This is a genomic window from Mesorhizobium sp. M0437, assembly GCF_040321335.1.
Classification (GTDB): Bacteria; Pseudomonadota; Alphaproteobacteria; order Rhizobiales; family Rhizobiaceae; genus Mesorhizobium.
In genome coordinates this window covers 1-21,210 of sequence record NZ_JAMYRK010000075.1, presented here as the reverse complement: position 1 = coordinate 21,210, position 21,210 = coordinate 1, and the positions used below count along the sequence as shown (strand labels likewise).

The following is a 21,210-nucleotide window of genomic DNA, read 5'->3' as shown; positions in this document are numbered from 1 at the left end:
CATGCTTGTCAATTTCCAACGTGGCCGCACCCTGCACAATCGCCTGATCGAGGATTTCAAATGACCATGCCCGAGGACCGGCTGACGACGCTGGAAATCCGCGCCGCCGAGCAGGAGAACATCGAGGAACTGTCCGGCCAGATCGCCGAGCAGTGGAAGGTGATCGAGCGCATGCAGCGCAAGCTGGACGCGCTGGCCGAGCGCTTCCTGGCGCTGGAGGAACAGGCCGCGCCCGACGTGCCGGTGACCAAGCCGCCGCACTGGTGAGCGGGCCGACAAGACAAAACCGCCGGGCTTTCACCCGGCGGCTCGTCACTTCAGCAGTGCCAGTCGATCAATAACAGCAATCGATCAATACGGGCAGGCATTGTCCGACATGTAGTCGTGCACCTTGATGGTGCCGGCTATGATGTCGGCCTTGGCTTTTTCGACCGCCGCCTTCATCGCATCGTCGACAAGCGCCTTGTTGTTGTCGTCCATGGCGTAGTCGACCCCGCCTTCCTTGAGGCCGAGATCGTTGACGCCCGCCGTGAACTTGTCGTTCTTGGCATCCATGAAGGTGTTGTAGACGGCAACGTCGACGCGCTTGACCATCGAGGTCAGCACCTTGCCGGGCTGCAGGCCGTTCTGGTTGGAATCAACGCCGATGCCGAGCTTGCCGGCGTCGGCCGCTGCCTGCAGCACACCGACACCGGTGCCGCCCGCCGCTGCGTAGATTACGTCGGCGCCCTGGTCGATTTGCGTCTTGGCGATCTCGCCGCCCTTGGCCGGATCGTTCCAGGCTGCCGGCGTATCGCCGGTCATGTTCTGGATGACGTCGGTGGCCCCGGCCGCCTTGGCGCCGCCGACATAGCCGCAGCCGAACCTGCGGATCAGCGGAATATCCATGCCGCCGACGAAGCCGACCTTCTTGGTCTTGGAAGCCATCGCCGCCATCACGCCGACGAGGTACGAGCCTTCCTGCTCCTTATAGACCAGGGAGCGGACATTGGGCTTGTCGACGACCATGTCGATGATGGCGAATTTGGTGTCGGGGAACTCGGTTGCGATCTTGTCAAGCGCGTCAGCCCACGAGAAGCCCGCCATGACGATCGGGTTGCGGCCGTCCTCGGCGAAACGGCGCAGCGCCTGCTCGCGCTGGGTGGCGTTGCTGACCTCGAATTCCACATAGGGGATGCCGGTCTCGGTCTTGAACTTTTCAGCGCCGTGGAAGGATGCCTCGTTGAACGACTTGTCAAACTTGCCGCCGAGATCATAGAGGATCGCGGGTTGAATGTCCGCGGCGAAGGCCGGAAGAACCATTGCAGCTGCGGCCATGAGGCCGAGAACGATACGTTTCATGTGATCCACACCCCTGTCGGTTATTTGTCCATTATGCACCGCATGCCGGCCCGGTTCTCCGGCAGGCATACGGTGTCGGGCAGGAGTGTCTTCCTCCCGCTTCGGGTCAATCTGGCACGGCCCGAAACAAAATTCACGTGGAATTTTGACCCTTTGGAAAAGCATGGCGCCGCATCGCGGCGCCACAGCATATTCCTTGCGTCAGGGGCATAAAATCAGGCGGAGACGGCGGCCGGAATGGCGCAGGTGACGCCGGTTCCCTGCAGGCCGCAATAGCCGTAAGGGTTCTTCGCCAGATATTGCTGGTGGTCTTCCTCGGCGAAGTAGAATTCCGGCGCCGGCGCGATCTCGGTGGTGATCTTGCCGCGTCCGGCACCGCGCAGCGAAGCCTCGTAGGCATCGCGCGAGGCGAGCGCCGCCTGGTACTGCGCGTCGTTGAACGTATAGATCGCCGAACGGTAGGTGGTGCCGACATCATTGCCCTGGCGCATGCCTTGCGTCGGGTCGTGGCTTTCCCAGAACAGCTTCAAGAGCTCGGCATAGGACACGATCTTGGGATCGTAGACGACGAGCACGACTTCGGCATGGCCTGTCAGGCCCGTGCAGGTTTCCTGATAGGTCGGGTTGGGCGTGACGCCGCCGGCATAGCCGGCCGCCGTGACCCATACGCCCTCGACTTGCCAGAACAGGCGCTCGGCGCCCCAGAAGCAGCCCAGCCCGAACATCGCCGTTTCCATCCCTTCGGGATAAGGACCCTTGAGCGGCCTGTTCGAGACAAAGTGCTTCGATGCCGTCGGGATCGGCCGGTCGCGGCCGGGCAACGCCTCGGAGGGTTTCGGCAGGTTGAGCTTCTTGTTCAGCATGTCGCTGAGAAACATGTGTGGCTTCCTTTTCTTCTTGGTTGAGCCTTCCGGGTACGGGATCACCGGGTCAGGCTGGAAATGTCAGGTTGCGGCGAACCGCCCGCTGGGGCGCTGCCGCCTGTAACCGATTGCATAAAGAATGAACGCCAGCACCGCGAACACGGCAAAGCCGGGCTGGCTGAGCACCCAGGCGATGGCACCGTCCCACAGCAGCGGGTTGACCTTGTCGCGGACGAAGCTTTCGAAGGCGCTGCGCGTATCCGGCGAAACCGCGAGCCAGCTGGTGTTGAGCGGAGTCATCACCAGCGCCGAAGCCGCCACCGAGCGGGTCGCATCGAGCACGGCCATGATGACCGAAACCGAAAGCGCGATCATTGCGGCAAGACGGAAGATAAAGCGGAACATCCGGACCCTTCCTCCCCAGGAGTTTATCAGAATGTCGTGTGGACTGTTAAATAGGATCTGCGTGCTTTATCCGCAATCGCGACACGCGAAGTTGAACCTGCGGCCGCCGGTTCGCCGGGACCGGTGGCGCGCCGGGGACGGCAAGCACACCTCCGCCGCTCCTTTCGATAGGCTCCCAACGGGTGCCCCAGCGGCATGGGCTGAGCATCCGTATCCGGCAAAGCGAATAGACTGCCGTTATGTCTTGGCATTCGGCACCGGATCGACTAGATGAGCCCCGCGCCTGTTGCTTTGACGGCTCAGGTGCGGGGAAAGGGTATCCGCTGGTTGACGGCGCCCACGGCCGGAATTCCGGCACCGGAATCCCAAAGGAGATGCATCTCCCCAACCCGCGCGGCGAAACCGGCCGCGTCGAAAATGCTAAAAAGACGGAGAGGTGGCCGAGTGGTTGAAGGCGCACGCCTGGAAAGTGTGTTTACGGGAAACCGTAACGCGGGTTCGAATCCCGCTCTCTCCGCCAGCATATTTAGTAACATACTGAAAATAAAATGAAATTATACTGACGCCCGCCATAAGCCCACGTTTTACCCCACATTCATGATGGATCACTGCGGCCTTTCGTGGATGCAGTTGGACGCAAATTGACGAAATTCGCCTGGGCCGAAAGACCTCAATGCGCCCCGTGGACTGATATTCGAGGCGCAGTAAAAGCAGAACCTTCAGCGTTCGAAGGCTAACGCCTCTGGGTGGAGTCGGCCCAGATTGATGAGCTAATCCCTTTGGCCAACTTCATTCCACTGGGCAGCCGAAAGATGTAGAAGTCGGACACGTCGCCGATGGAGGACAGGAACGGCCAGATCGACGAGTTTGTCGCGGAAGGTTTTGCCACACCCTTCAATACCCTTTTTCGCACCCGTGCGCGTATACCTGAATACTCGTTTGTCACACCGCTCGTCGCCCGTGGGCGCCGAGGAACTGCCAACATTTTGAGGACAGCGTGAAATCAATTAGTGAAGCCTTCGATAGTTTTGCGCACGCATTGCGCATCAATACCGAACATCTCATCCGCGCACCGCAGCTGATGCGGATCGACCCACAGGAATGTGCCGGCAATCTCGACCAAGGCTTGTCGGCGATCCTAAACGCCTTTCACAGCATCTACGATGCGGCAAAGGACGATCCTCATGTCGTCTTCGCGTGGAATCGAACCGCGCCAACTGCCACATTGCTGGCTTTTCGCAATGCCAAGCATCATAACCATGCCCGTCGAATAAGAAGCTTGGAGACGTTCTTCACGCGCGGCGGCAAGGGTCGCACGTCGAACGAATATGGGTTGGTCGCCTACGGCCGGCCGCCGGGGTCTGGCGAGCCACTTTTTATCCAGGCGATCTCGTGGACAGACACGAACGAACTGCTCAACATGCCGTATGAGACGACCCATCTGAGTGCGGATAGGGTTGCGACCATCTATTCCTATCTTGGCGGTGACGCCATTTCCGCCTTCGCCCGCCTCCACCACCCAGACCTGCCGATTTTCTTCGATGCCTTACCTCTGATTGTGAACGCGGCAAGGGCGGTGGTGCCGGTGCTCGAGCCGCGTATCGAACGGCTTTCCATGGAAAGCGAAGGCTTTCTCGACCATTTCAAGAGTGTCGACCTAGTGGACATGGCTGTGCAGCACGTAAGGGTCGAACGGTTCAAGATTTGAAACTGCCTCCGCTGACGCTGGCGAGCAACTGCTGGCTGTGCGATCGCTCGGACGCCAAGGAAGATGGCCAATGAATTTGGGAGACAGCTTTCCAACGACAGCAAACGCCTTTCCCGAGTTGCTGCCTTGGGACCTCCCCTTTGGCTGGATCGGCCAAGGTTTTTCTCTGGCGAACCTCGTTTTTGATGTTCAGATAAAATTTCAGGAATCAGACGGTCAACTGCGGGCACTCTGCGGTGCACTGCGCGCGGATGTGGTGGGCGAGACAGAGCGCGTGACCGATCCAAACGAAGCGGCCATGATTGACGGCTTTCGATTTGTCGTCGCACAGGTCCCCATACATCAGACCATGTCGGCCGGCCGTCTCGGCGACTGTTATCATTGGCTTCTCTGGTCTATCTCCCGAACCCACGTCTTCGGCCGCATGGAAAACCATGCGGAATACAGGTTGCCGCCTTTCCCGGGGGCATCAGCTGAAATGAACGAACTCGCGTCGGACGTCGCGGTCGATTGGGTGTATGCGGCATTTATCGTAGCGCACAAGTTTGGTGGGCTTGATGGCCACTGCAAAGATTTCTTCGACGCATGTTTTTACATAGCGCTCGAAGCTGTGAAGACGGCAGGCTCCAAAGGAATCGGAGCCTTGACTGCCATCATCGCTTATACAGCGCCACGGAAGTTCGAGGCTACGAAAGCGTTGGCGGACATCCTTCTGGATCTGCTTCAACAGCCGGAAACCCCTGTCAGCGAAAAGGTCCAAATCCAGATCGTGATGACAACGCAGGCCGGCTTTTATACTCATACGCACCCGGTCGAATGGGCGCGTCGCACGCTTCGTGACTATCGGTCAGAGCTAAGATCACACGAAACGGTACAGCTTCTCGCCGTTACGATCGACAGCGAAAATGCATGGCGCGATGCCCGTAGTGACGTTCTCGCAGAGGTCCGCGGCTTGGCCGACAGCTATCGTGCGCACTACTCAAGGAGTGAGGCCCGTATCTCTTTGGACTCGCGCATCCTCGTCTTGCATCCGATCATCTATTCCCTTTGCAAGTTCGGGTCGACCGACGATCTTATGGCCGTCCTGTTCTCATGGTACGGAGAACCAGATACGACTTGCGCGGACGGAAACATTCTCTTTGTCTCGCCCAATCACAGTGACGGAGTGGCTTATGTTTGGCCCGGTGGGCGGCACTTCGCCTCCGGCGCAGTTGTCGACACGCTGGAGGAAACACTCACTGCCAACTCGGTTGCACTGAACGAATATTTCCGAGGGCCAAAGGGCGACCGATTTATCAAGGTCGACGAACGGCTCAAGAGCACTCCGGCCTTCGAACATGGCGCGGATATCTGGAAAGCGATGGAGGATCACTACAGGCTGTCAGAAGTGGCCGCGCATTTGCCACAGGGTTGGATGCCAAGATCGGTCGTCGTGATGCCGGCACACCGCGATCCCTTCCAGGCAATGCTCTCGGAGCAACTTGGTTGGAACGCTCCGCTCGAAGTTTCGTTGAGTGCGCCAGATGCCATGAGGCCAATCAGAACGGTTTCGATTTGGCCAGGTGCGACGCATACGACCGAGGCGGAAGTAGAGGTCATAGGGCATGTCGCAGCAATTGCGAGATGGGATCTGAGGATTGTGACTGGAACCCTCGACCAGCACGCGTTCCAACGATTTTACGAAGATCCGGAAGCGGACCTTCTCTGGGTCATCGGCCATGGCGAACAATCGGCCGACGATCTAGAAAAGACGGGTGTGCTCATGCACGATGACAGCCTCGTCTCACTCGTGGATATCACGAAATTCAAAGTGCCAAGCCACGGCCGCCGTCTGCTTGTATTAAACATCTGCTCCAGTGCCACTGCCCAGACATTAAATGGCATGGCCCGGTCGGGGCTTGCGCAGGAACTCGTTTCTCCGCAGCAACAGATCATCGCTCACCTTTGGCCGATCGATTACTACGCGGCGCTGGCCTTCGGAAGCAGCTTGGCACTCACCCTAGGGGGCCGATCAGCAGCGTCTGCGTTGCAGGAAGCCTCGCAGTTGATGCGCAACCAGACCGGATTGCTTGAAAAGCTGACGGAGATTTCACCCGAGTTGCAGGCGATCCATCGGCTCCAGGGCGAACGCGTCGCAATAGTCCTTGAAAGCGTGCTTTCTTGGGGCTGTCCGATTATTCTCACGTGAATATGGGGCTTCACTTGAAGTTCCCACGAGATGAAGTTGTCGCACGCGTCGATTTTTTACGGAGCGTGTCAGCATGCCGAAGGAGGTAAATTGAGAATAGTACCGCTAGATCAGCTGAAGACAGCCGACCTTCACGTTGATGCCATCTATCAGGGAGGTCGCTTTGGTAACGCAGCGGATGATCCGCTGCCGCGCTTGCTTCGAGTGGATAGCCAAGGCGGCTTTCGGTATCGCGGGAAGGTTGCTGGCAGGCTGGACATGCTAGTGCTGACGTCAAGCATGAGTGATCCGGACTGGCCGGACCACCTCGACAGGGAGACAGGCGTATTCACCTACTACGGCGACAACAAGAAACCGGGGCGCGAGCTTCATGATACCGGTCGCGATGGCAATCTCATCCTCCAGCGCATTTTCACGGCTTCCCGCCAGGGAGCGGAGGGGCGAGCTGGAGTGCCGCCCATCTTTCTGTTTGCGCGTGCCGGAACCAATCGCGACCAGATTTTTCTGGGACTGGCTGTACCTGGGGCTTCGGATCTCGATGCCTCGGAAGAGCTGGTTGCCATCTGGCGCACGGCGGACGGCAGCCGCTTCCAGAACTACAGAGCGCGGTTCACCGTGCTCGACGCAGCGGTAATTTCTCGCGCGTGGATCGATACGATCGTCTCGGGAAAACCTGATGAGAGTCTCGCACCGAAGGCATGGCGAAACTGGATTCGCACAGGCCGGCGTCTGCCGCTTGTTGCGAGCCGGTCATTGGAATATCGAACCCGTGCCGAGCAGCTGCCTAAGGACAGAGAGGGGGAAGCGCTGATTGCGGTCATCCGCGAGCATTTCGTGGATCGTCCCCACTCGTTTGAATATTGCGCCGCAGCCATTACACGACTCATGATGCCTGACATCGCGACGCTTGATGTGACACGGCCCTCTCGTGATGGCGGGCGCGATGCTGTGGGCCAGATGCGCGTCGGATCAGGCCCAAGCGCCATCCTCGTTGACTTCGCCCTGGAAGCGAAATGCTATACGCCGCCCAATGCGGTGAATGTCAGGGACGTATCTCGTCTGATCTCACGTCTCCGGCACCGCCAGTTCGGCATTCTTGTCACGACTTCGTGCGTCGATCTCCAGGCGTACAAGGAGATCAAGGAAGACGGGCATCCGATCGTCATCATTGCCGCGACTGACATCATTGAGCTTCTGAGGCGCAACGGACGCGGGGCGGTCGATGCGGTGAGAGTGTGGCTTGCTGAAGAGTTTTCTCACGGCCGCGACCGCCTGACTGATCATCAGGAAGCGGCTTCGTCCGTCACTGTTGACTGAAGGAGACCTGCGCGCTCTGCCGCAAGCAGGGCTTCAAGAGCCGGCTTGGCCTGCTTGACGGACGGCTTCCTCTCCCATCCCCCGGCTGCATAAGTGGCAAGGGTGCGGCAGATGCCTGCTACTTTGTAGTGGATCACGCCACTCTTCTGCCCCTTCTCAGCCACTTCAAGCCATTGCGCGCTGCCGATCTTCATGCAGCGTTCAATGCGCTCGTAATCAGCAACGGAATGAGTTCCGATCGGCGCGAGAATGGTGCTTCCGTCCGTTTCCGAGTAGGACAGTTCCGGTGGCAGAGGATCGGAGAGTGATGGCAGGGCCATCTGAATTTCCTTCCAGCACTCTTCCTTCTTGTACCATTCGCTGGGGTTTCGCTGGCCGGCGGAGAGGCGCATGGCTGCATCAATCAGTGGCGCCCAATCCTCGACTAGGCGCTCAAGCTCCACGCTCACCTGCTGGCGCGACCACAGTCTGCCAAAATCGATCCGGCCACCAGTGCGATGGCTGAGACCGGCGACGACGTAGGCGATTATCTGCGCCCCATAGGCGGGAAACTTCATGCTCCGTATTTTCTTCTCGACCGCGCGGTAGAGGATCGCAATGGCAACGAGTTTTTTGAACCATGCCGCGTCGGGTGGTGGCGGCGGCTCGTCTTTCAGTCTCTGCATGAAATGCTGAAAGTTTTTCTGACCACCCAGGCATACCCGGTGCGGCAGTCCGGACCAGGCCGTCAGATAGCGAGCAACGTCTAGCTTGCTGAGCCGGCGATTCTTCGGTGTCTGCGCCTTGAAAGTCTGCTGTTCTGTCTTGCGGTAGGCGGCCTTCTGTTCGGCCGCCAGATAGGAGCCGCGCGCCCGCTCATAGAACCAGCGTCCACGACCATCGTCGAGCCAGGTATTTTTGGCTAGCGTCTCAACCTGCTGATGGAACGGATCGTTCGCGGAGAAATCGGCAAGCTGGACTGTGTTCTGGCGGTTTGCGGCTTTTGAGATGGATGCGACCATCTCGCTGAGTTCAGCACCGCCAACCTTGATGATCTTAACTGGGACGGCGACATTCGCGAGGCTGAGGCTTTCCTTGCGCCTAGCGCGATGCAGCGAGGCGGTTGTCTGCCCGCCATTGACGATCTGAAGTCCCCGCAGAGAGCGAATTTCGCAGGCACCTTGCCCGACTTCTGAAACGTCCAGGTCATCCACGGTGGCAACGATTCCGTTGTTGAAGGCAAGGAACATGGATGGCTGTTCAACGATAGTCCGCCTAAGTTCCGCGTTTACGCTCTTGCGGCCCTGCAACCCGAGGAAGGCTCGAACATTCAGTTCCAGGAGTTGCGCGCCATAGCGCTCGTACACCTTCGAAAGAACTTCTCCGGGCAAAACGGTCAGATAGGCATCATACTCGCCATCCTGCGTGGGCGCGTGCAACGAAGGAACCGGCCTTCCAGTCAGGGCGACAAGATCGACAGATATGTCCGCGCGTGTCTGGCCTTCTCCGAGTATCCTTTGCAGCCGCACGATATCGTAGGTTTCCTGCCCGATCTTCCGTCCGCGCCAGTCGCTGCTGGCAGCGAACTTCCCGACCATCGCATTGGTGAGCAGGACAATCCTGACGGTACCGATCTCGGAGGCTTTTGTTTCGATCAGCCTCGCAAGGTCGCTTGCATCGGTGTTGGATGGTTCGAGCTGCGAGGCGAGGCCGTCCATGCAGGCCCCGGCAAAACGCAAAGCCCGTTCAAAGGCCTTCGACACATCTGCTGCCGGCAGTTTTTCCGGCGGCAGATCGGTATGGAAGATCGTCGTAAAGAGATCGAGGTGCATGCGCTCTTCATCAAAAGCGTAGCCATCGATCCGATAGGCCGCGCCGTTGCGAAGGCGGCCCTCCTGGTACAGGTCGAAAGTACCTTCGAGATGTCCGGCTTCTTCCAGACGTTCAAGGACCGTCCGAGTGAAAACCTCCTGAGAAAAGGGAACGTCCGACGAAAGCCCCTCTTCTACTTCGCTAAGGAGTTCTTCTGCGAATTTCTGAAGAGTCTCGTCGATCATGACGGGTCTCCTTGAACAAAGGTATCGAGGACAGTGGATACGTCTACGGTGAATGCAGAAATCGCTCGAACTTCAAGCGTATAGGTTGCCTCGGTTATGGCCACAGGGACTGCTGCACGTGTGAGACGTGGGAACCCATCTGCAACTGAGTAAGCTTCAATGGTGCGCAGCTGTATTCTTGGTGCAGTGCGGGCATTCTCGTCATCGGGCATGAGACCCCGCCGCAGAAGTGCATTCTCAAATGAGCGTCGGGGGAGAGCGTCCTGCAAGACAGTCGCAATAGCGGAAAGAATGTCGCGCAGAGAGCGCCCATCGGGGGCTTCGATCAGCCTGACATGCAGGAGATCGAGCTGCCGGAGTCCAGAGGCGTCGAGTTGATCAAGCCTAGAAATCGTGACGGTCGGTGCGGGTCCTAGACTGGTTTTTACCTCCAGGGCATGGCCGTCAATTAGGAAGTCGTGCAGCCCGTCATTCGGGGATTGCCAAGTGGCGAGATGACGCCGGTTCGCAGTCAGCACGCGCTCCAGGATGAGCAGTTCTCCGATGAGGCCGATCGTTTCCGATTGAGACAGACCATCTCGTCGATCGCGAAGAAACTGCCGCCACGCGTCCAGACGCGCAAGAAACTGATCAAGGGCACCCGCTCCACCAGCGAGCGCTGCGGCACCAACAACATCCGCGCAGATGGTCAAGAAGAGATCACGCCTGCTCGCATCCTCCAGGGAAAGAACCAGGAATGGACCTGAGTCATCCGGTACGGTGCTCAGTCTCATTCCTCCGAGTTCGAAAAGTGTCGCGGGCGCCGGCATGGTCTGAAGCATCAGACAAGGCGCGTTGTCGGCTGCCCGCATTCCCGCCAAGATGTCCAAAGAAACATCTGTGGAAATCAACTTCGTTCGATATTGACGGGCCACGGGCGCAATTTGCGCCAGCTCGTACCAAGCATCACTGAGCACATTCAGCCAGGCGGTCATGACTCCTCACGCTGCTGAACGCTGTTGACCAGATAGACGCGCTTGTCGGCGGCATCACTGTCCGGGAAACTGACGACAACACTGATGACAGGACGATCTGTCGACTCAACCTTCGCCTGCTCCGGATCAATAGGGTAGATGATCAGAAGGCCGTTCTGCGGACGTGTGCCCCGAACCTTCCGAATGAACTCACCGGACGGCACCTTCGTCTGAGGCTTGGTACGCGACTGTCTCTCCCGGTTTGTCATGATCAGAGAGCTGTCAAATTCGACGTCGGTAAGATCAATGGCTTGGTCCAGGGGACTTAGTGTGGTGCCGATGATAAATCGATCATCAGGCAAAGCCTTTCCGTTCCTGGGGTCCCTTGGCGTGCGCAAGATGCATCTGCGTCGGCGCCCAGCGATTTCGACTTCCTTCTCGCTACCCGTCGCAAGAAAAACGGTCCATTGCGTCAATTCAGGCGGATTCATCGCGAGCTGATCGTTGATGTAGGTTGAGAGCTTCTTGCCGTCGACCTGCATGCTTTCTGGCGGGAAGGTAAGATTTTTCAGGTAGTCGGAAATCTCTCGTCCAGCGATGTTAGTCCAGAGAGTGCCGTCAGCCTTCTTGTTGTCTGGTCCTGGGCGGCGCGGGTTGCCCGTTCCATCGCCAAGGCCGCGGATGAAGTCGTCAGTTATCGCCGCGTTGCGTTCGATGGTCACACGATCGCGGAACATGACCGTCTGCACCTTGCCCTCACCTGCGTAGCTGCTCTGATGTAGTTCGGCGTGACGCTGCTTGTTCTTCGCGGTCACCTCCAGGATCTCGTGAACGGCGACCTTCAGGCCAAAGTCCTTCGGCGTCGCATCCATTTGGGCCATTTCAAAGAACTGTGCGCGCAGCTCCTTCTGAGCCGTGGCGACATAGCGGAACCAGTCTTCCATATCCGGGGTGGTGAAAAGGCGGCAAAGATCGGCAAAGCCACGGCGGTACCCAAACCAGCGCCCCATTTGCAGCAGGCTGTCATACTGGCGCGATATACGCAGGAAGTAGCTGACAGAGAGTCCTTCCAACGTGAGCCCACGGGAAAGCTTGTCGCCGCCGACAGCAATGACAGAATAGCCCTTGTCCTTATAGGCATCGTAGTCGACGTCCGCCTTGGTCTTCCCGTTGGCGGTGATGACCTGGATCTTGTCGGAACTATCGGGAAGGAGCGCGCGAACCTGACCCCACGTCACGGGATCGTATTGCGACCGTAGACTGTAGGTTCGACGGCTTCAGTCGTTGGTTTATAGTCAGACTCCCATAGAGCTTTTAGGCGTTCAAGAGTCTCATGGTCGCCATTGGAGATCATGGCACGCGTTTCGCGCAGATACGTCTCGACCTGTCGATGTACCTCCATGTGAACGTCAACAAAACGCGAGACGTGAACTAGCATCGAATTGTGTTGGCGCTCCTGACCTCTTGCGGCGCGAGCCGCACACGTCAGCAGGAAGGTGTCGATGGCCCTCTCTAGGCTTGGCGGAATGATCTCCTGACCATTGAAGCGCGGCTTCAGATACTTGTCATGCTTCTCCGGTATCCAGCGTTCGCCGGTTTGATCGAGGGCGCGAACGAGCGGCAGACCGGGATTGTCCGCGTCGTCATTTGTGCCGAAGACTGCGGCAGGACCGAAGTAGTCGTCTGGGGGCGTTAACGAGACAATAAAGGTGGACGGAAAAAGGTCGGGGCCGTAGTCCTTGGCTTTCCGTTCATCGTGAATGAAGATGTTTGCAAACGGGGTTGCCGTGTAGCCGACATAGACGCGCCGATCGAACTTCATCAGCAGTCGTCTGATTTCACCGTTCACCCGCTTCGGATCGTAGTCCTCCTGAAACGTTCCGTCCTCAAGAAACGGCTGGTCTCCGGTGTCGACCGAAGCCTGGTCCGCCTCATCGTCAATCACAAGGACAGGCGCCGCCTTCGCCGGTGCGGGCAGGCGGGCGATCCAATTATTCAGATGTTTGAGAACGGTGGCATTTTTCTTGACTACGAAGACGCAGGGTTGATTGACAGGCGAGAAGCTGAGCTGGTCCGCAACCCGCTGATTGAAGTCCCCATTCACGTCAGCCATCGTCAAGCTGTCGACGGTAAGCTGTGCGTTGAAGTTGCCGACGCCGATTATGCGCAGAGGCTGATTAGGCTGGCGGGTCTTAGGGTTTGTGTCGTAGCCGAGAAAATCCTGATCGAAGCGTTTCTGTGTCTGGAGGCGCAGGATTTTGTGCATCCCCGCCAGCACGATGATGATACGGTAGCCAGCGTCAGCAGCGCGGTTGACGACACCTGCATAGCTGGCCGTCTTTCCTGACTGGACATCGCCGACGACGAGGCCGCGCCAGTCCCAGCTTCCCGGACGCTGAGGATCGTCCATGACTTCGAGGATTCTGGCGGTGCTGTCCTGGAGTTGCTGAATGGACATTTCTGGCCATCCATCCTCCTCCAGCTTGTAGAGGTATCGTTGCATGAACGATCCAGGCTGTCGCCGCTCGCCGACATACCAGGCTGCCGGGCGCTCCTTGTCCTGAAGGGTAAGCGCCGGCCCTTGCTCAGTAACGAAGATGGTCCAGAGCAAGCGCGTGGCATCTTCTATCTGCTCCGAACTTACGGTCTGCCTAGTGGCAAGGCTGAAAATCGGCGCATCAAGTTCGACGATTTTCGCGATGGCCGCACGGTCGATCTGCTCACCGGCATCCTTCTGTATCTGCAGGATTTTTCTTGCCCTAAGGGCTAGCGCTTCAATCACATCCGTCATTGTTATCCCCCAGCTTCCGCATAAGTTCCGATCTCAGTTTCGTCAGATCTCCTGGAAGATTGAGAAGAAGCGTGTCGAGGCGTTGATCGAGTGTCATGTTCTCTGGAAGCGCCTTTCCGAGTTCGTACAGCTGATCGCTCAGTTGAGCGATGTCATTGGCGTCGAGCTCAGGAACTTCCGCGCCTTCAGACTCGGATACGTCGAGCCATATGCGTTCCACTGGGACACTTCGCTCGATGATCGAGAGGACAGCATTCAGAGGGCGCCGACCGCCTGTTTCTGCCTCACGGCACGAGAGGATCACCGGATGGTCTCGATTGATTCGGTACTGAATCCCCTTGGGGCTTTCCGTCGCCAGCCATACGGCTGGCGCAGTATGCGGAGCGCCATGCAAGCGCGGACCCTGACCACGAAAAGCGAATACCTCACGTGCTTCGGCCCGACACCGTCCGGCAATAGCTGTCAGGCGCGCTCGAAGTGCGCCCGGCGGCAGCGCCTGAGACTTGCGCACGTCTATGCGCCAGTCGCGATCCAGCCCGGTCGGAAGGTCAACTGCAATGCGCGCCAGACGGCTCGCCTCATCGCGCGTCCATGTGCGAACGCCACCGAGACCGAGCCAGCTGCCGGCGACGAGAAGGCGCTTTCCCCGGTAAACATAGAAACCCTGCCGCGCTCCCCAGCCGCCGGGTCCGCCCGCCGCTTCGTAGTCGGCATCATTAGTGAAGCGGTCACGGTGCGGGAGAACATACGGCTTGATGGTGAGAGCCGCGCCCGCATGCCGGATACGCTCATAGGGCATTTCGCGTGTTGCAGGATGGCTAGTCTGAAAAGGGTCCCAGGCTCTGACCGCCCGCCCATTGACAACAATCGGAACTCTTGTCGCATCGCCACCTATGAATCGGTGAAAAACCATGCCGAGATGGGCGCGGATCTCCTCAAGCCGAAGGAAGAATGCCTCTTTTTGCAGACCCAGGAGACCGCTCAGGGCATCCATTCGGTCGATGATGACAACCGTGCCCTGATCTATAGTCAGCACGCGCTGAACGAAGGGATGGTCAGGCAACGGGTCCGGTACCTCGGCAATCCACCCCGATCTCGCGATAACATCGACGTCAAGGGAGAGAGACGACGTCACGCCTTCGCGTCTCGTGACAACCGTCACTCGCCGACCTTGAGAGAGGGAAGCTGTTTTCAGACCCAGACCGAAGCGTCCGAGGTCTGATTCATCGCGCTCTGCCGATGGCCCAATACCACCCAGCCGCATAGCGGCTACAAGTGTTTCGTAGTCCATGCCGTGGCCGTCATCCAGCACGACGGCAATGGGATTGCCCGCATTCCATTGCAGATCGAGTTCGATCTGGCTCGCCTCAGCTGAAATACTGTTATCGACGAGATCAGCGAGGGCGGTTTCAGGCGCATAGCCCAACCCTCTCAGAGAATCGACAAGGGCGGATGCAGACGGAGTGATCTCGACAGTCAAGGGCACCATGGCGTCACGCTGCTCGTCGTCCGTCGATCCTTGCAGCACCACTCGCTGCTCTTCTGAGCTGCTTTCGCAGGGCACGCGCCACCGCGAGCCCAAGAAGCGGAGGTACGGCATTTCCTATCTGCCGGAACGCTGCATTCATCGCGCCCGCAAAAAAGAACCCGTCAGGGAACGACTGAAGTCGAGCCGCCTCTCGGACCGAAATCGTCCTGGCCTGCCTGCCGTCGAAATGGATATGGGAATAAGTGTCTTTGCCCATATGGGCAGTGAGCGTGCGAGACGGTTTGTCAGGGTCTAGCTTCCACCACTTGTTGGGAAACTTCTCAGGGTCATACGGCGGCACCATGCTGCCACGAAGGTCCTCATACGCCGGTGAGCCGCTTGAGTAGTGCGAAAGACCCTGTTCGGCGAGAGCATCGAGGAACATCTCTTCAGCCAGCCTTCTTGCCTGCGGATAATCTGCTCCGGGCTTCATTGCGGCAAAGATGGGGAAGTCGCGCGGCGTCAGCCTGACCAGATGCCCGCCGGTTCCATTATCGGTTCTAAAACCCGGCCAGCCGCGCATTAGCTTCGCGTAGGCAGAAGGCCCGCCCTTCGGCGCACGATAGGGCAACACATCAGACATCTTGCGTCTCCGCATGGTGCGAGGATCCGTCAGATGTTCGCCTATCAGCGGCAGGTCGTGCAGCGCTCTGCCAACACTAATCGCCGGCGGAAGCTTGTCCGACGGCGTGACAATCTCGTGGAACCGTCCGCTATTCCGATCGACATGTTTCAGTGCGACCCGCCTCGATCCTTCGTAACCCCGGGGCAGGTCAAGGAAATGCGTCGGCCCTGGGAAAGCGGGCCTTTGGTTCATGATATCGGCCAGCGCAATGATGAAGAGCCGCTCGCGCACCTGCGGAACACCGAAGTAGGCTGCGTTCAGTATCGTATAGCCTGTTCGATATCCGGCTTCTTCGAGCGTCTCGCAGATTTCCTCGGGCACGTTATGACCGGCGAAGTTCAGGATATCCGGAACGTTCTCAATGACAATCGCCAGCGGCTGAGTGTCGTGCACGAAGTCGAGAAAACATCTGTAGAGTGAAGCGCGCGGGTCCTTCTGAAAAGCGTCGTCCGCCCCGGCGACGGAGCGCAGCTTTGAGCGCCCGATACGCGCAAAAGCTTGGCAAGGGAGTCCGGCAGCCAGGACGTCGAAGGACTCCTCGGGAGCAGTAGACAGTGCGAGGTCATTGACCAGTCTACTGGCCGAACATCGCTCCATGTCACGGGGTTTCGCCCATGCGTCGTCGCTGCGGCGGCCGTGGCCAAAATTTGCCGCGTAGCTCTCAGCCGCTTCGGCCTCGAGTTCAATGTGTGCAGAAAGCTCGAACCCCGCAGCCTTCATCCCCAGGGAAAGCCCGCCTGCACCGGAACAGATTTCAAGCAGACGGGGGCGCGCTCCAGCCCTCAGACGGGCAAGCTTTCGCTGCCGAATCAGTCGCTTGTTGTCTGAATTCATTGTCCAAATATGCTTTGAGCGTCCGTCTGAGGCTATCGAAATCTGAGGTCTGGCATTCCCAGATCACAACAACGTGCCAGCCGAGCCGCTCAAGTTCCCCCACCACGCGCCCGTCACGCGCCACGTTGTTCTGAAACTTTCTGGTCCAGAACTCAACATTAGACTTCGGCTCATACGCATATTTGCATCCGATATGACGATGCCAGAAGCATCCATGTACAAAAACGGCCACTTTCCGCTTGGGAAACACCAAATCAGGTGTACCAGGCAGGTCCCGTCTGTTCAGCCTGTACCGGTGTCCAAGCCCGGAAGCAGCTTTTCGAACGGCGATCTCAGCCTTCGTATCCTTGCCGCGGATGCGGCTCATCATTCGAGAACGGGCGGCGGGGGTAACAATGTCCATGGGGCCAGTGTGGCGGCACGCACCGAGATTGCAACCATCAAGCGGAATTGGCCATTTGTAATCTCGGTGGGCCTTTCACCCTGAGCCAATCCCCTCACCTGTTACGGGACAGTGCTTATCCACCGATAGTCATGAGCACGAAACGATGCCACAATTTCAGATCTTCAGCACATGAACTTCCTCGCAGACCGCTGACTTAGCCCCTTTCGCAGCCGGAGATCGCAGGCTATTCAGGTTACAAGCAGGAAGGGAGCCCAGATTGTCGGACACTTTGATCAGTGACAGCGAACAGCACGCCCTCAATGCGGTTCATGGCGTTGAGGACGAGCCCGCTGATGATAATGTCGAGGTAACCCATCCGTTCGATCCCAGCAAAATTCGCGTAACGACGGAGCCGAGAACGATCGATCTCCTCTTCAGGCGGATAAATCATGGGGAGATCGACCTTGCGCCAGACTTCCAGCGCCGCGCTCGTCTCTGGAAGCCGCACAAGAAGGGCCAGCTCATCGAATCAATTCTCCTGCGTATTCCCCTTCCTGTTTTCTATGTCGCGGCGACCGAGGATGATCTTTGGTCGGTAGTAGACGGCCTGCAGCGGCTGACTACGATTCACGACTTCATGTCAAATGCCTTCCCTCTGACGGGGCTAGAGTATCTTAATCAGCTCGAGGGCCTGTACTTCTCTAAGCTGCCCCGCCCGATGCAGCGGCGCATCGAGGAAACTTCTCTCGTACTGAATATCATCCAGCCGGGCACACCCGATGAGGTTATGATCAACATCTTCAAGCGGCTCAACACCGGTGGCCTTCCGCTTACGGGGCAGGAGATTAGGAACGCCCTTTACAAAGGTCCGGCGCGAGATTTTCTGGCTGCCATGGTCGGAACACCTGAGTTTCAGCGCGCCACCGATGGCCGTGTAAGCGATGACCGAATGGACGCGCAGGAATGTGTGTTGCGCTTCGCCGCTTTCTACCTGGACGATTGGCGGAGATACGACAGGAACGATCTCGACGCGTACCTGAGCGAAGCGATGCGCCAGCTCAACTCCATTGGGCAGGTGCCTCTTGATGAGATCCGTTCGCGGTTCCTAGTGGCGATGAATGTCGCCTTCGAGATATTTGGCAGAGACGCATTCCGGAAGCGCTATGCCATGGAGGACGATCGTAAACCTGTCAGCAAGGCGCTATTTGAGGCGTGGAGCGTCAATCTGGCCCGCCTCGACGCTGACAAGCAAAAGCTACTTACAGAGCGACGGGAGTTGCTGCGCGAAACATTCATTCAACTTATGCAGGCCGATCATTTCTTCGACGTGTCCATCTCTTCGTCGACCGGCACGGTGCAGAGGGTTCACAAGCGCTTCGGTGCGATCGAACAGGCAATAGAACAGGTGCTTGGGGAGTATCCGAAATAATGATCAGGGCGCTGCGGCTGGGCAACTTCAAGTGCTTCGAAAATGAGGTCGTCCCACTACAGCGCCTTACGCTGCTCTCCGGCGTAAACGGCGCGGGAAAGAGCAGTGTCGTCCAGGCGATGCTCGTCCTAAGGCAGATTTGCCTGCGCGGCGGGTTCACGGGTCCACAAGTTTCACTTTCAGGCGATCTGGTGGACCTTGGCCGAGCGAGCGACATCTTGTTCACTTCCGCCTCCGAGGACATGATCTGGCTTGAGGTCGAAGCGGACAAATGTTTGCACCTTAGAGCCGCTTGGTTGGTAGACGTTGAGACGGGTGAGGCGTCTTGGGCCAACCTATCCGAAGCTCGCGAAGCCGTACGTGAGATGGCGGAGCAGGGCGTAATGCTTTTCAGCGGAGGTCAATTCGGAGCCGCCCACGTAGCCGGTTTTAATTATTTAAATGCGGAACGATATGGCCCCCGCAAGGCTCTGCCAATCGAAGTTGGACGAGGGCGTCTTTTCGACTTAGGCAAGAATGGCGAGCATGTCTTGGATGCGTTGCTCGGACACCAAGATCGAATCGTACTGCGGACAGGCGATCCTCGCAAACTGCAGAACGCCCCCGGTGAGCGGCTTCGCGACCAAATCGAGGCTTGGCTTGCTGAGATTAGCCCAGGTGTTCAGTTGAGCATCGTGGGGGTGCCAGATGCTGACTTAGCTGTCGGCTCCTTCTCTTTTGGAAGCGAAGGAGCGCTCCGCTCGCCCGAGTTCCGACCAACGAACGTCGGATTCGGACTCAGCTACATCCTTCCGGTACTCGCAGCGTTGCTTGCGGCACCGGAGGGCGGACTGGTCATCATCGAGAACCCAGAAGCGCACCTGCATCCGCGTGGGCAAACCCTAATGGGGGAGCTGTGCGCACGGGCGGCCGCCGCCGGTGTACAAGTTATTATCGAGACGCACAGTGACCACGTACTCGACGGCGCGCGTCTAATGGTCAAGAACGGTGTGCTCAGCCGCGAAGATGTAGTCTTCCACTACCTCCATCTTTCGGGGGGGCGAGCGGTTCGTCGAAGCCCCGTGATTGATGACGAGGGCCGCCTCTCTGAGTGGCCCGAAGGGTTCTTCGATCAGCATCGAAAAAATACTGCCCAATGGCCCGGCCGAGACGCAGCTAATTATGTCAGAATACGTCTTTAACACCGCGTCGAATGACCCGGCGGAAGCCACGCTTCACACCGGAAATGCCCTGGTGGCAACGCTTCTACGGACTCTCGCCGAGCTCGATAGTCAGCTGCCTGGTCCAGTCCGGCCCATTAAACTTCCCCATAACCCCTGGGATCTGATTATCGCCCATGACGCGAAGGGCATACCGATCTCTCTCGGAGAGATCGTCTCCACGTTCTATGAGTCGGGCAGCACGCGCGACCTTGCCGCTTTCTTTGACGCGCTGCTGTGCTACGCGCCGGCCGTTGAACAGCTCGATGAGAGTGCCATCGACGCGGTGCTACGGCTCAGCCCCACTGGGCCTGTACCGGGTTATGAAAATATATATCAAGCCGTTTGCGACGCCGGCTACGATGCCATGCAGTGCGTTGTGACGGGCGGCACCCTTGTCAGTCTTGCTCACAACCGATGGAATTTCGATCATGCAGTCGTTGAGTGCGGGACAGGTCGGGCGGAACTCGATCATGCCAGCCGTCCCGGCCATGTGGAAGCCATCGTTCTTCGCAAGCAGGATGCTGCTCGAGTTGCGGTCACGCGTCAGAACTTTGAAGCCATTCGGGAGACAGCATTTCCCACTTTGATGTGGGGCCGGGACGTCACGGATCAGATAATGACTTTCCCAGCAGAGTATTTGGGGCTCGCGTTTGCCAGGCTTGCGAGCCTCGATGACCTTGTTCAGCGCTGGAGAGCATCTGGCGCCGCCCAAGTTGATCCGGGCAGCATGGTCCTTAGGAACGAGAGCGACCTTACGATGGACAACTACGGTGATCAGCGTCGCTTTCGTGCGGCGTCCGGCGAAATACGGACGTATGAAAAGCACATCTGGATCGATCGAGGTAATCGGATTCACTTCATACTTGATCAAACACTCCGTGCGATTGAGATCGGTTACATCGGGCCGCATCTCCGCACTTGGAACCACTAGCGGTTACCTCTCATCGCATATTGGTACATCAAGGTATGCCCTGAAGTGACGTAACATGGTCCGCTTCGTGTGATGTAACATCGGAGTTGACACCGACTATTTGTGACAGTGTAGCCTTCGAGCCTAAGCCTTGAGGTGACACCCATGAGCCTGATCGGTTACGCCCGTGTCAGCACCGTTGACCAGGACCTTGAAACGCAAATCGCCAAGCTCAAGGCTGAAGGCTGCGGCATCGTTCGGTCGGAAAGGTCTCAGGGGCGAGCCGAGATGGTTGAGCCGAGCTTGCTATAATCCTAGACTAGTGTACGGCCAAGCATGTCTACGCACCCAAGGGTGCCATGCGCTCTAATGTAACGCTTGGCGGCCAGCTTGCGTTAGATAGAACTGGCAACATTGTTTTCAGCTACTCGGTCTTCGAACACATCCAGCGTGGCGCCCGAGTCGCGATTGTCGGCATAACTCCGGGCGCGCAACAGGCCGAAAATGCGTTGGTAGAGCTTCGCCGAAGGCTAATTGCTGGCGACAGCGATGAGGCGGCCCTTGCAGCCGCTAAGGTGAGCCGCAAAACGACGATGTAATGTACGCATCCGGTGAAGACCGCAGACGTGCGCATCCGGCAGCCAGGAGAACCTGAGCACCGGAGTGCTGGGGTCAAGCTTTCTTTGGGGAGACGC

Annotated in this window: 18 protein-coding genes and 1 tRNA gene; 9 read left to right on the top strand and 10 right to left on the bottom strand. The window is 58.1% G+C overall.

Going from position 1 to position 21,210, the window contains the following annotated elements; genetic code table 11:
• The first annotated feature begins 60 nt into the window (after window positions 1-60).
• Entirely contained in the window at window positions 61-267 is a 207-nt protein-coding gene (locus tag NKI72_RS29675; protein WP_352851588.1) for a SlyX family protein, read from the top strand.
• An 84-nt stretch (window positions 268-351) separates the two neighbouring features.
• Here NKI72_RS29675 and NKI72_RS29670 read toward each other — a convergent pair whose 3' ends face one another.
• The 3 genes from NKI72_RS29670 to NKI72_RS29660 form a co-directional block, all read right to left on the bottom strand.
• The gene (locus tag NKI72_RS29670; protein ID WP_352469466.1) at window positions 352-1,341 is read right to left on the bottom strand and encodes a BMP family lipoprotein; all 990 of its coding nucleotides are present in this window, start codon (window positions 1,339-1,341) and stop codon (window positions 352-354) included.
• A gap of 215 nt (window positions 1,342-1,556) precedes the next feature.
• A complete protein-coding gene (msrA, locus tag NKI72_RS29665) occupies window positions 1,557-2,219 on the bottom strand; it encodes a peptide-methionine (S)-S-oxide reductase MsrA (RefSeq protein WP_352469465.1) in 663 nt (220 codons plus the stop codon).
• Between the two features lie 66 nt (window positions 2,220-2,285).
• The gene (locus tag NKI72_RS29660; RefSeq protein WP_352469464.1) at window positions 2,286-2,609 is read right to left on the bottom strand and encodes a hypothetical protein; all 324 of its coding nucleotides are present in this window, start codon (window positions 2,607-2,609) and stop codon (window positions 2,286-2,288) included.
• A 430-nt stretch (window positions 2,610-3,039) separates the two neighbouring features.
• On the opposite strand from NKI72_RS29660, the gene NKI72_RS29655 reads away from it, so the two are divergent.
• From NKI72_RS29655 to NKI72_RS29640, 4 genes are all read left to right on the top strand, one after another.
• Window positions 3,040-3,129, top strand: a tRNA-Ser gene (locus NKI72_RS29655).
• A 477-nt stretch (window positions 3,130-3,606) separates the two neighbouring features.
• Window positions 3,607-4,317, top strand: coding sequence for a hypothetical protein (locus tag NKI72_RS29650; RefSeq protein WP_352851587.1), 711 nt, complete (start codon window positions 3,607-3,609; stop codon window positions 4,315-4,317).
• Window positions 4,318-4,387: 70 nt separating this feature from the next.
• Window positions 4,388-6,505, top strand: coding sequence for a CHAT domain-containing protein (locus NKI72_RS29645; protein WP_352851585.1), 2,118 nt, complete (start codon window positions 4,388-4,390; stop codon window positions 6,503-6,505).
• Between the two features lie 90 nt (window positions 6,506-6,595).
• A complete protein-coding gene (locus NKI72_RS29640) occupies window positions 6,596-7,822 on the top strand; it encodes a restriction endonuclease (protein ID WP_352851584.1) in 1,227 nt (408 codons plus the stop codon).
• Here the strand turns inward: NKI72_RS29640 and NKI72_RS29635 are convergent.
• Genes NKI72_RS29635 through NKI72_RS29605 form a run of 7 tightly spaced genes read right to left on the bottom strand, consistent with a single transcriptional unit; the run spans window position 7,789 to window position 16,992 of the window.
• Window positions 7,789-9,858 carry an AIPR family protein gene (locus NKI72_RS29635; RefSeq protein WP_352851583.1) on the bottom strand — a complete coding sequence of 690 codons (2,070 nt, stop codon included), beginning with the start codon at window positions 9,856-9,858 and terminating at the stop codon, window positions 7,789-7,791. The genes NKI72_RS29640 and NKI72_RS29635 overlap by 34 nt on opposite strands.
• Entirely contained in the window at window positions 9,855-10,832 is a 978-nt protein-coding gene (locus tag NKI72_RS29630; RefSeq protein ID WP_352851582.1) for a PD-(D/E)XK motif protein, read from the bottom strand. The genes NKI72_RS29635 and NKI72_RS29630 overlap by 4 nt, the downstream gene beginning before the upstream one ends.
• Window positions 10,829-12,049, bottom strand: coding sequence for a Z1 domain-containing protein (locus NKI72_RS29625; RefSeq protein ID WP_352851581.1), 1,221 nt, complete (start codon window positions 12,047-12,049; stop codon window positions 10,829-10,831). The genes NKI72_RS29630 and NKI72_RS29625 overlap by 4 nt, the downstream gene beginning before the upstream one ends.
• Window positions 12,046-13,602, bottom strand: a complete 1,557-nt coding sequence (locus tag NKI72_RS29620) for a Z1 domain-containing protein (RefSeq protein ID WP_352851580.1) — start codon at window positions 13,600-13,602, stop codon at window positions 12,046-12,048. Before NKI72_RS29620 ends, NKI72_RS29625 begins: the two co-directional genes overlap by 4 nt.
• A complete protein-coding gene (locus NKI72_RS29615; protein WP_352851579.1) occupies window positions 13,586-15,133 on the bottom strand; it encodes an ATP-binding protein in 1,548 nt (515 codons plus the stop codon). Before NKI72_RS29615 ends, NKI72_RS29620 begins: the two co-directional genes overlap by 17 nt.
• Window positions 15,096-16,589, bottom strand: a complete 1,494-nt coding sequence (locus NKI72_RS29610) for a DNA cytosine methyltransferase (protein WP_352851578.1) — start codon at window positions 16,587-16,589, stop codon at window positions 15,096-15,098. Before NKI72_RS29610 ends, NKI72_RS29615 begins: the two co-directional genes overlap by 38 nt.
• A complete protein-coding gene (locus NKI72_RS29605; RefSeq protein WP_352851576.1) occupies window positions 16,510-16,992 on the bottom strand; it encodes a very short patch repair endonuclease in 483 nt (160 codons plus the stop codon). Before NKI72_RS29605 ends, NKI72_RS29610 begins: the two co-directional genes overlap by 80 nt.
• 259 nt (window positions 16,993-17,251) lie before the next feature.
• On the opposite strand from NKI72_RS29605, the gene NKI72_RS29600 reads away from it, so the two are divergent.
• The 4 genes from NKI72_RS29600 to NKI72_RS29585 all read left to right on the top strand — a co-directional run bounded on the left by NKI72_RS29600 (window position 17,252) and on the right by NKI72_RS29585 (window position 20,827).
• Entirely contained in the window at window positions 17,252-18,403 is a 1,152-nt protein-coding gene (locus NKI72_RS29600) for a GmrSD restriction endonuclease domain-containing protein (protein ID WP_352851575.1), read from the top strand.
• Window positions 18,403-19,584 (top strand): AAA family ATPase, encoded by a 1,182-nt coding sequence (locus tag NKI72_RS29595; protein WP_352851574.1) that lies wholly within the window; start codon window positions 18,403-18,405, stop codon window positions 19,582-19,584. The genes NKI72_RS29600 and NKI72_RS29595 overlap by 1 nt, the downstream gene beginning before the upstream one ends.
• The gene (locus NKI72_RS29590) at window positions 19,565-20,536 is read left to right on the top strand and encodes a hypothetical protein (RefSeq protein WP_352851573.1); all 972 of its coding nucleotides are present in this window, start codon (window positions 19,565-19,567) and stop codon (window positions 20,534-20,536) included. Before NKI72_RS29595 ends, NKI72_RS29590 begins: the two co-directional genes overlap by 20 nt.
• Window positions 20,537-20,680: 144 nt before the next feature.
• Window positions 20,681-20,827 (top strand): recombinase family protein, encoded by a 147-nt coding sequence (locus tag NKI72_RS29585; RefSeq protein WP_502909002.1) that lies wholly within the window; start codon window positions 20,681-20,683, stop codon window positions 20,825-20,827.
• Window positions 20,828-21,210: the final 383 nt, after the last annotated feature.

Excerpts from the sequence above, each read along its gene's own strand:
- NKI72_RS29675 (WP_352851588.1), top strand. The coding sequence starts at position 61 with ATGACCATGCCCGAGGACCGGCTGACGACGCTGGAAATCCGCGCCGCC.
- NKI72_RS29670 (WP_352469466.1), bottom strand. The coding sequence starts at position 1,341 with ATGAAACGTATCGTTCTCGGCCTCATGGCCGCAGCTGCAATGGTTCTT.
- msrA (WP_352469465.1), bottom strand. The coding sequence starts at position 2,219 with ATGTTTCTCAGCGACATGCTGAACAAGAAGCTCAACCTGCCGAAACCC.
- NKI72_RS29660 (WP_352469464.1), bottom strand. The coding sequence starts at position 2,609 with ATGTTCCGCTTTATCTTCCGTCTTGCCGCAATGATCGCGCTTTCGGTT.
- NKI72_RS29645 (WP_352851585.1), top strand. The coding sequence starts at position 4,388 with ATGAATTTGGGAGACAGCTTTCCAACGACAGCAAACGCCTTTCCCGAG.
- NKI72_RS29635 (WP_352851583.1), bottom strand. The coding sequence starts at position 9,858 with ATGATCGACGAGACTCTTCAGAAATTCGCAGAAGAACTCCTTAGCGAA.
- NKI72_RS29630 (WP_352851582.1), bottom strand. The coding sequence starts at position 10,832 with ATGACCGCCTGGCTGAATGTGCTCAGTGATGCTTGGTACGAGCTGGCG.
- NKI72_RS29620 (WP_352851580.1), bottom strand. The coding sequence starts at position 13,602 with ATGACGGATGTGATTGAAGCGCTAGCCCTTAGGGCAAGAAAAATCCTG.
- NKI72_RS29610 (WP_352851578.1), bottom strand. The coding sequence starts at position 16,589 with ATGAATTCAGACAACAAGCGACTGATTCGGCAGCGAAAGCTTGCCCGT.
- NKI72_RS29605 (WP_352851576.1), bottom strand. The coding sequence starts at position 16,992 with ATGGACATTGTTACCCCCGCCGCCCGTTCTCGAATGATGAGCCGCATC.
- NKI72_RS29595 (WP_352851574.1), top strand. The coding sequence starts at position 18,403 with ATGATCAGGGCGCTGCGGCTGGGCAACTTCAAGTGCTTCGAAAATGAG.
- NKI72_RS29590 (WP_352851573.1), top strand. The coding sequence starts at position 19,565 with ATGTCAGAATACGTCTTTAACACCGCGTCGAATGACCCGGCGGAAGCC.
- NKI72_RS29585 (WP_502909002.1), top strand. The coding sequence starts at position 20,681 with ATGAGCCTGATCGGTTACGCCCGTGTCAGCACCGTTGACCAGGACCTT.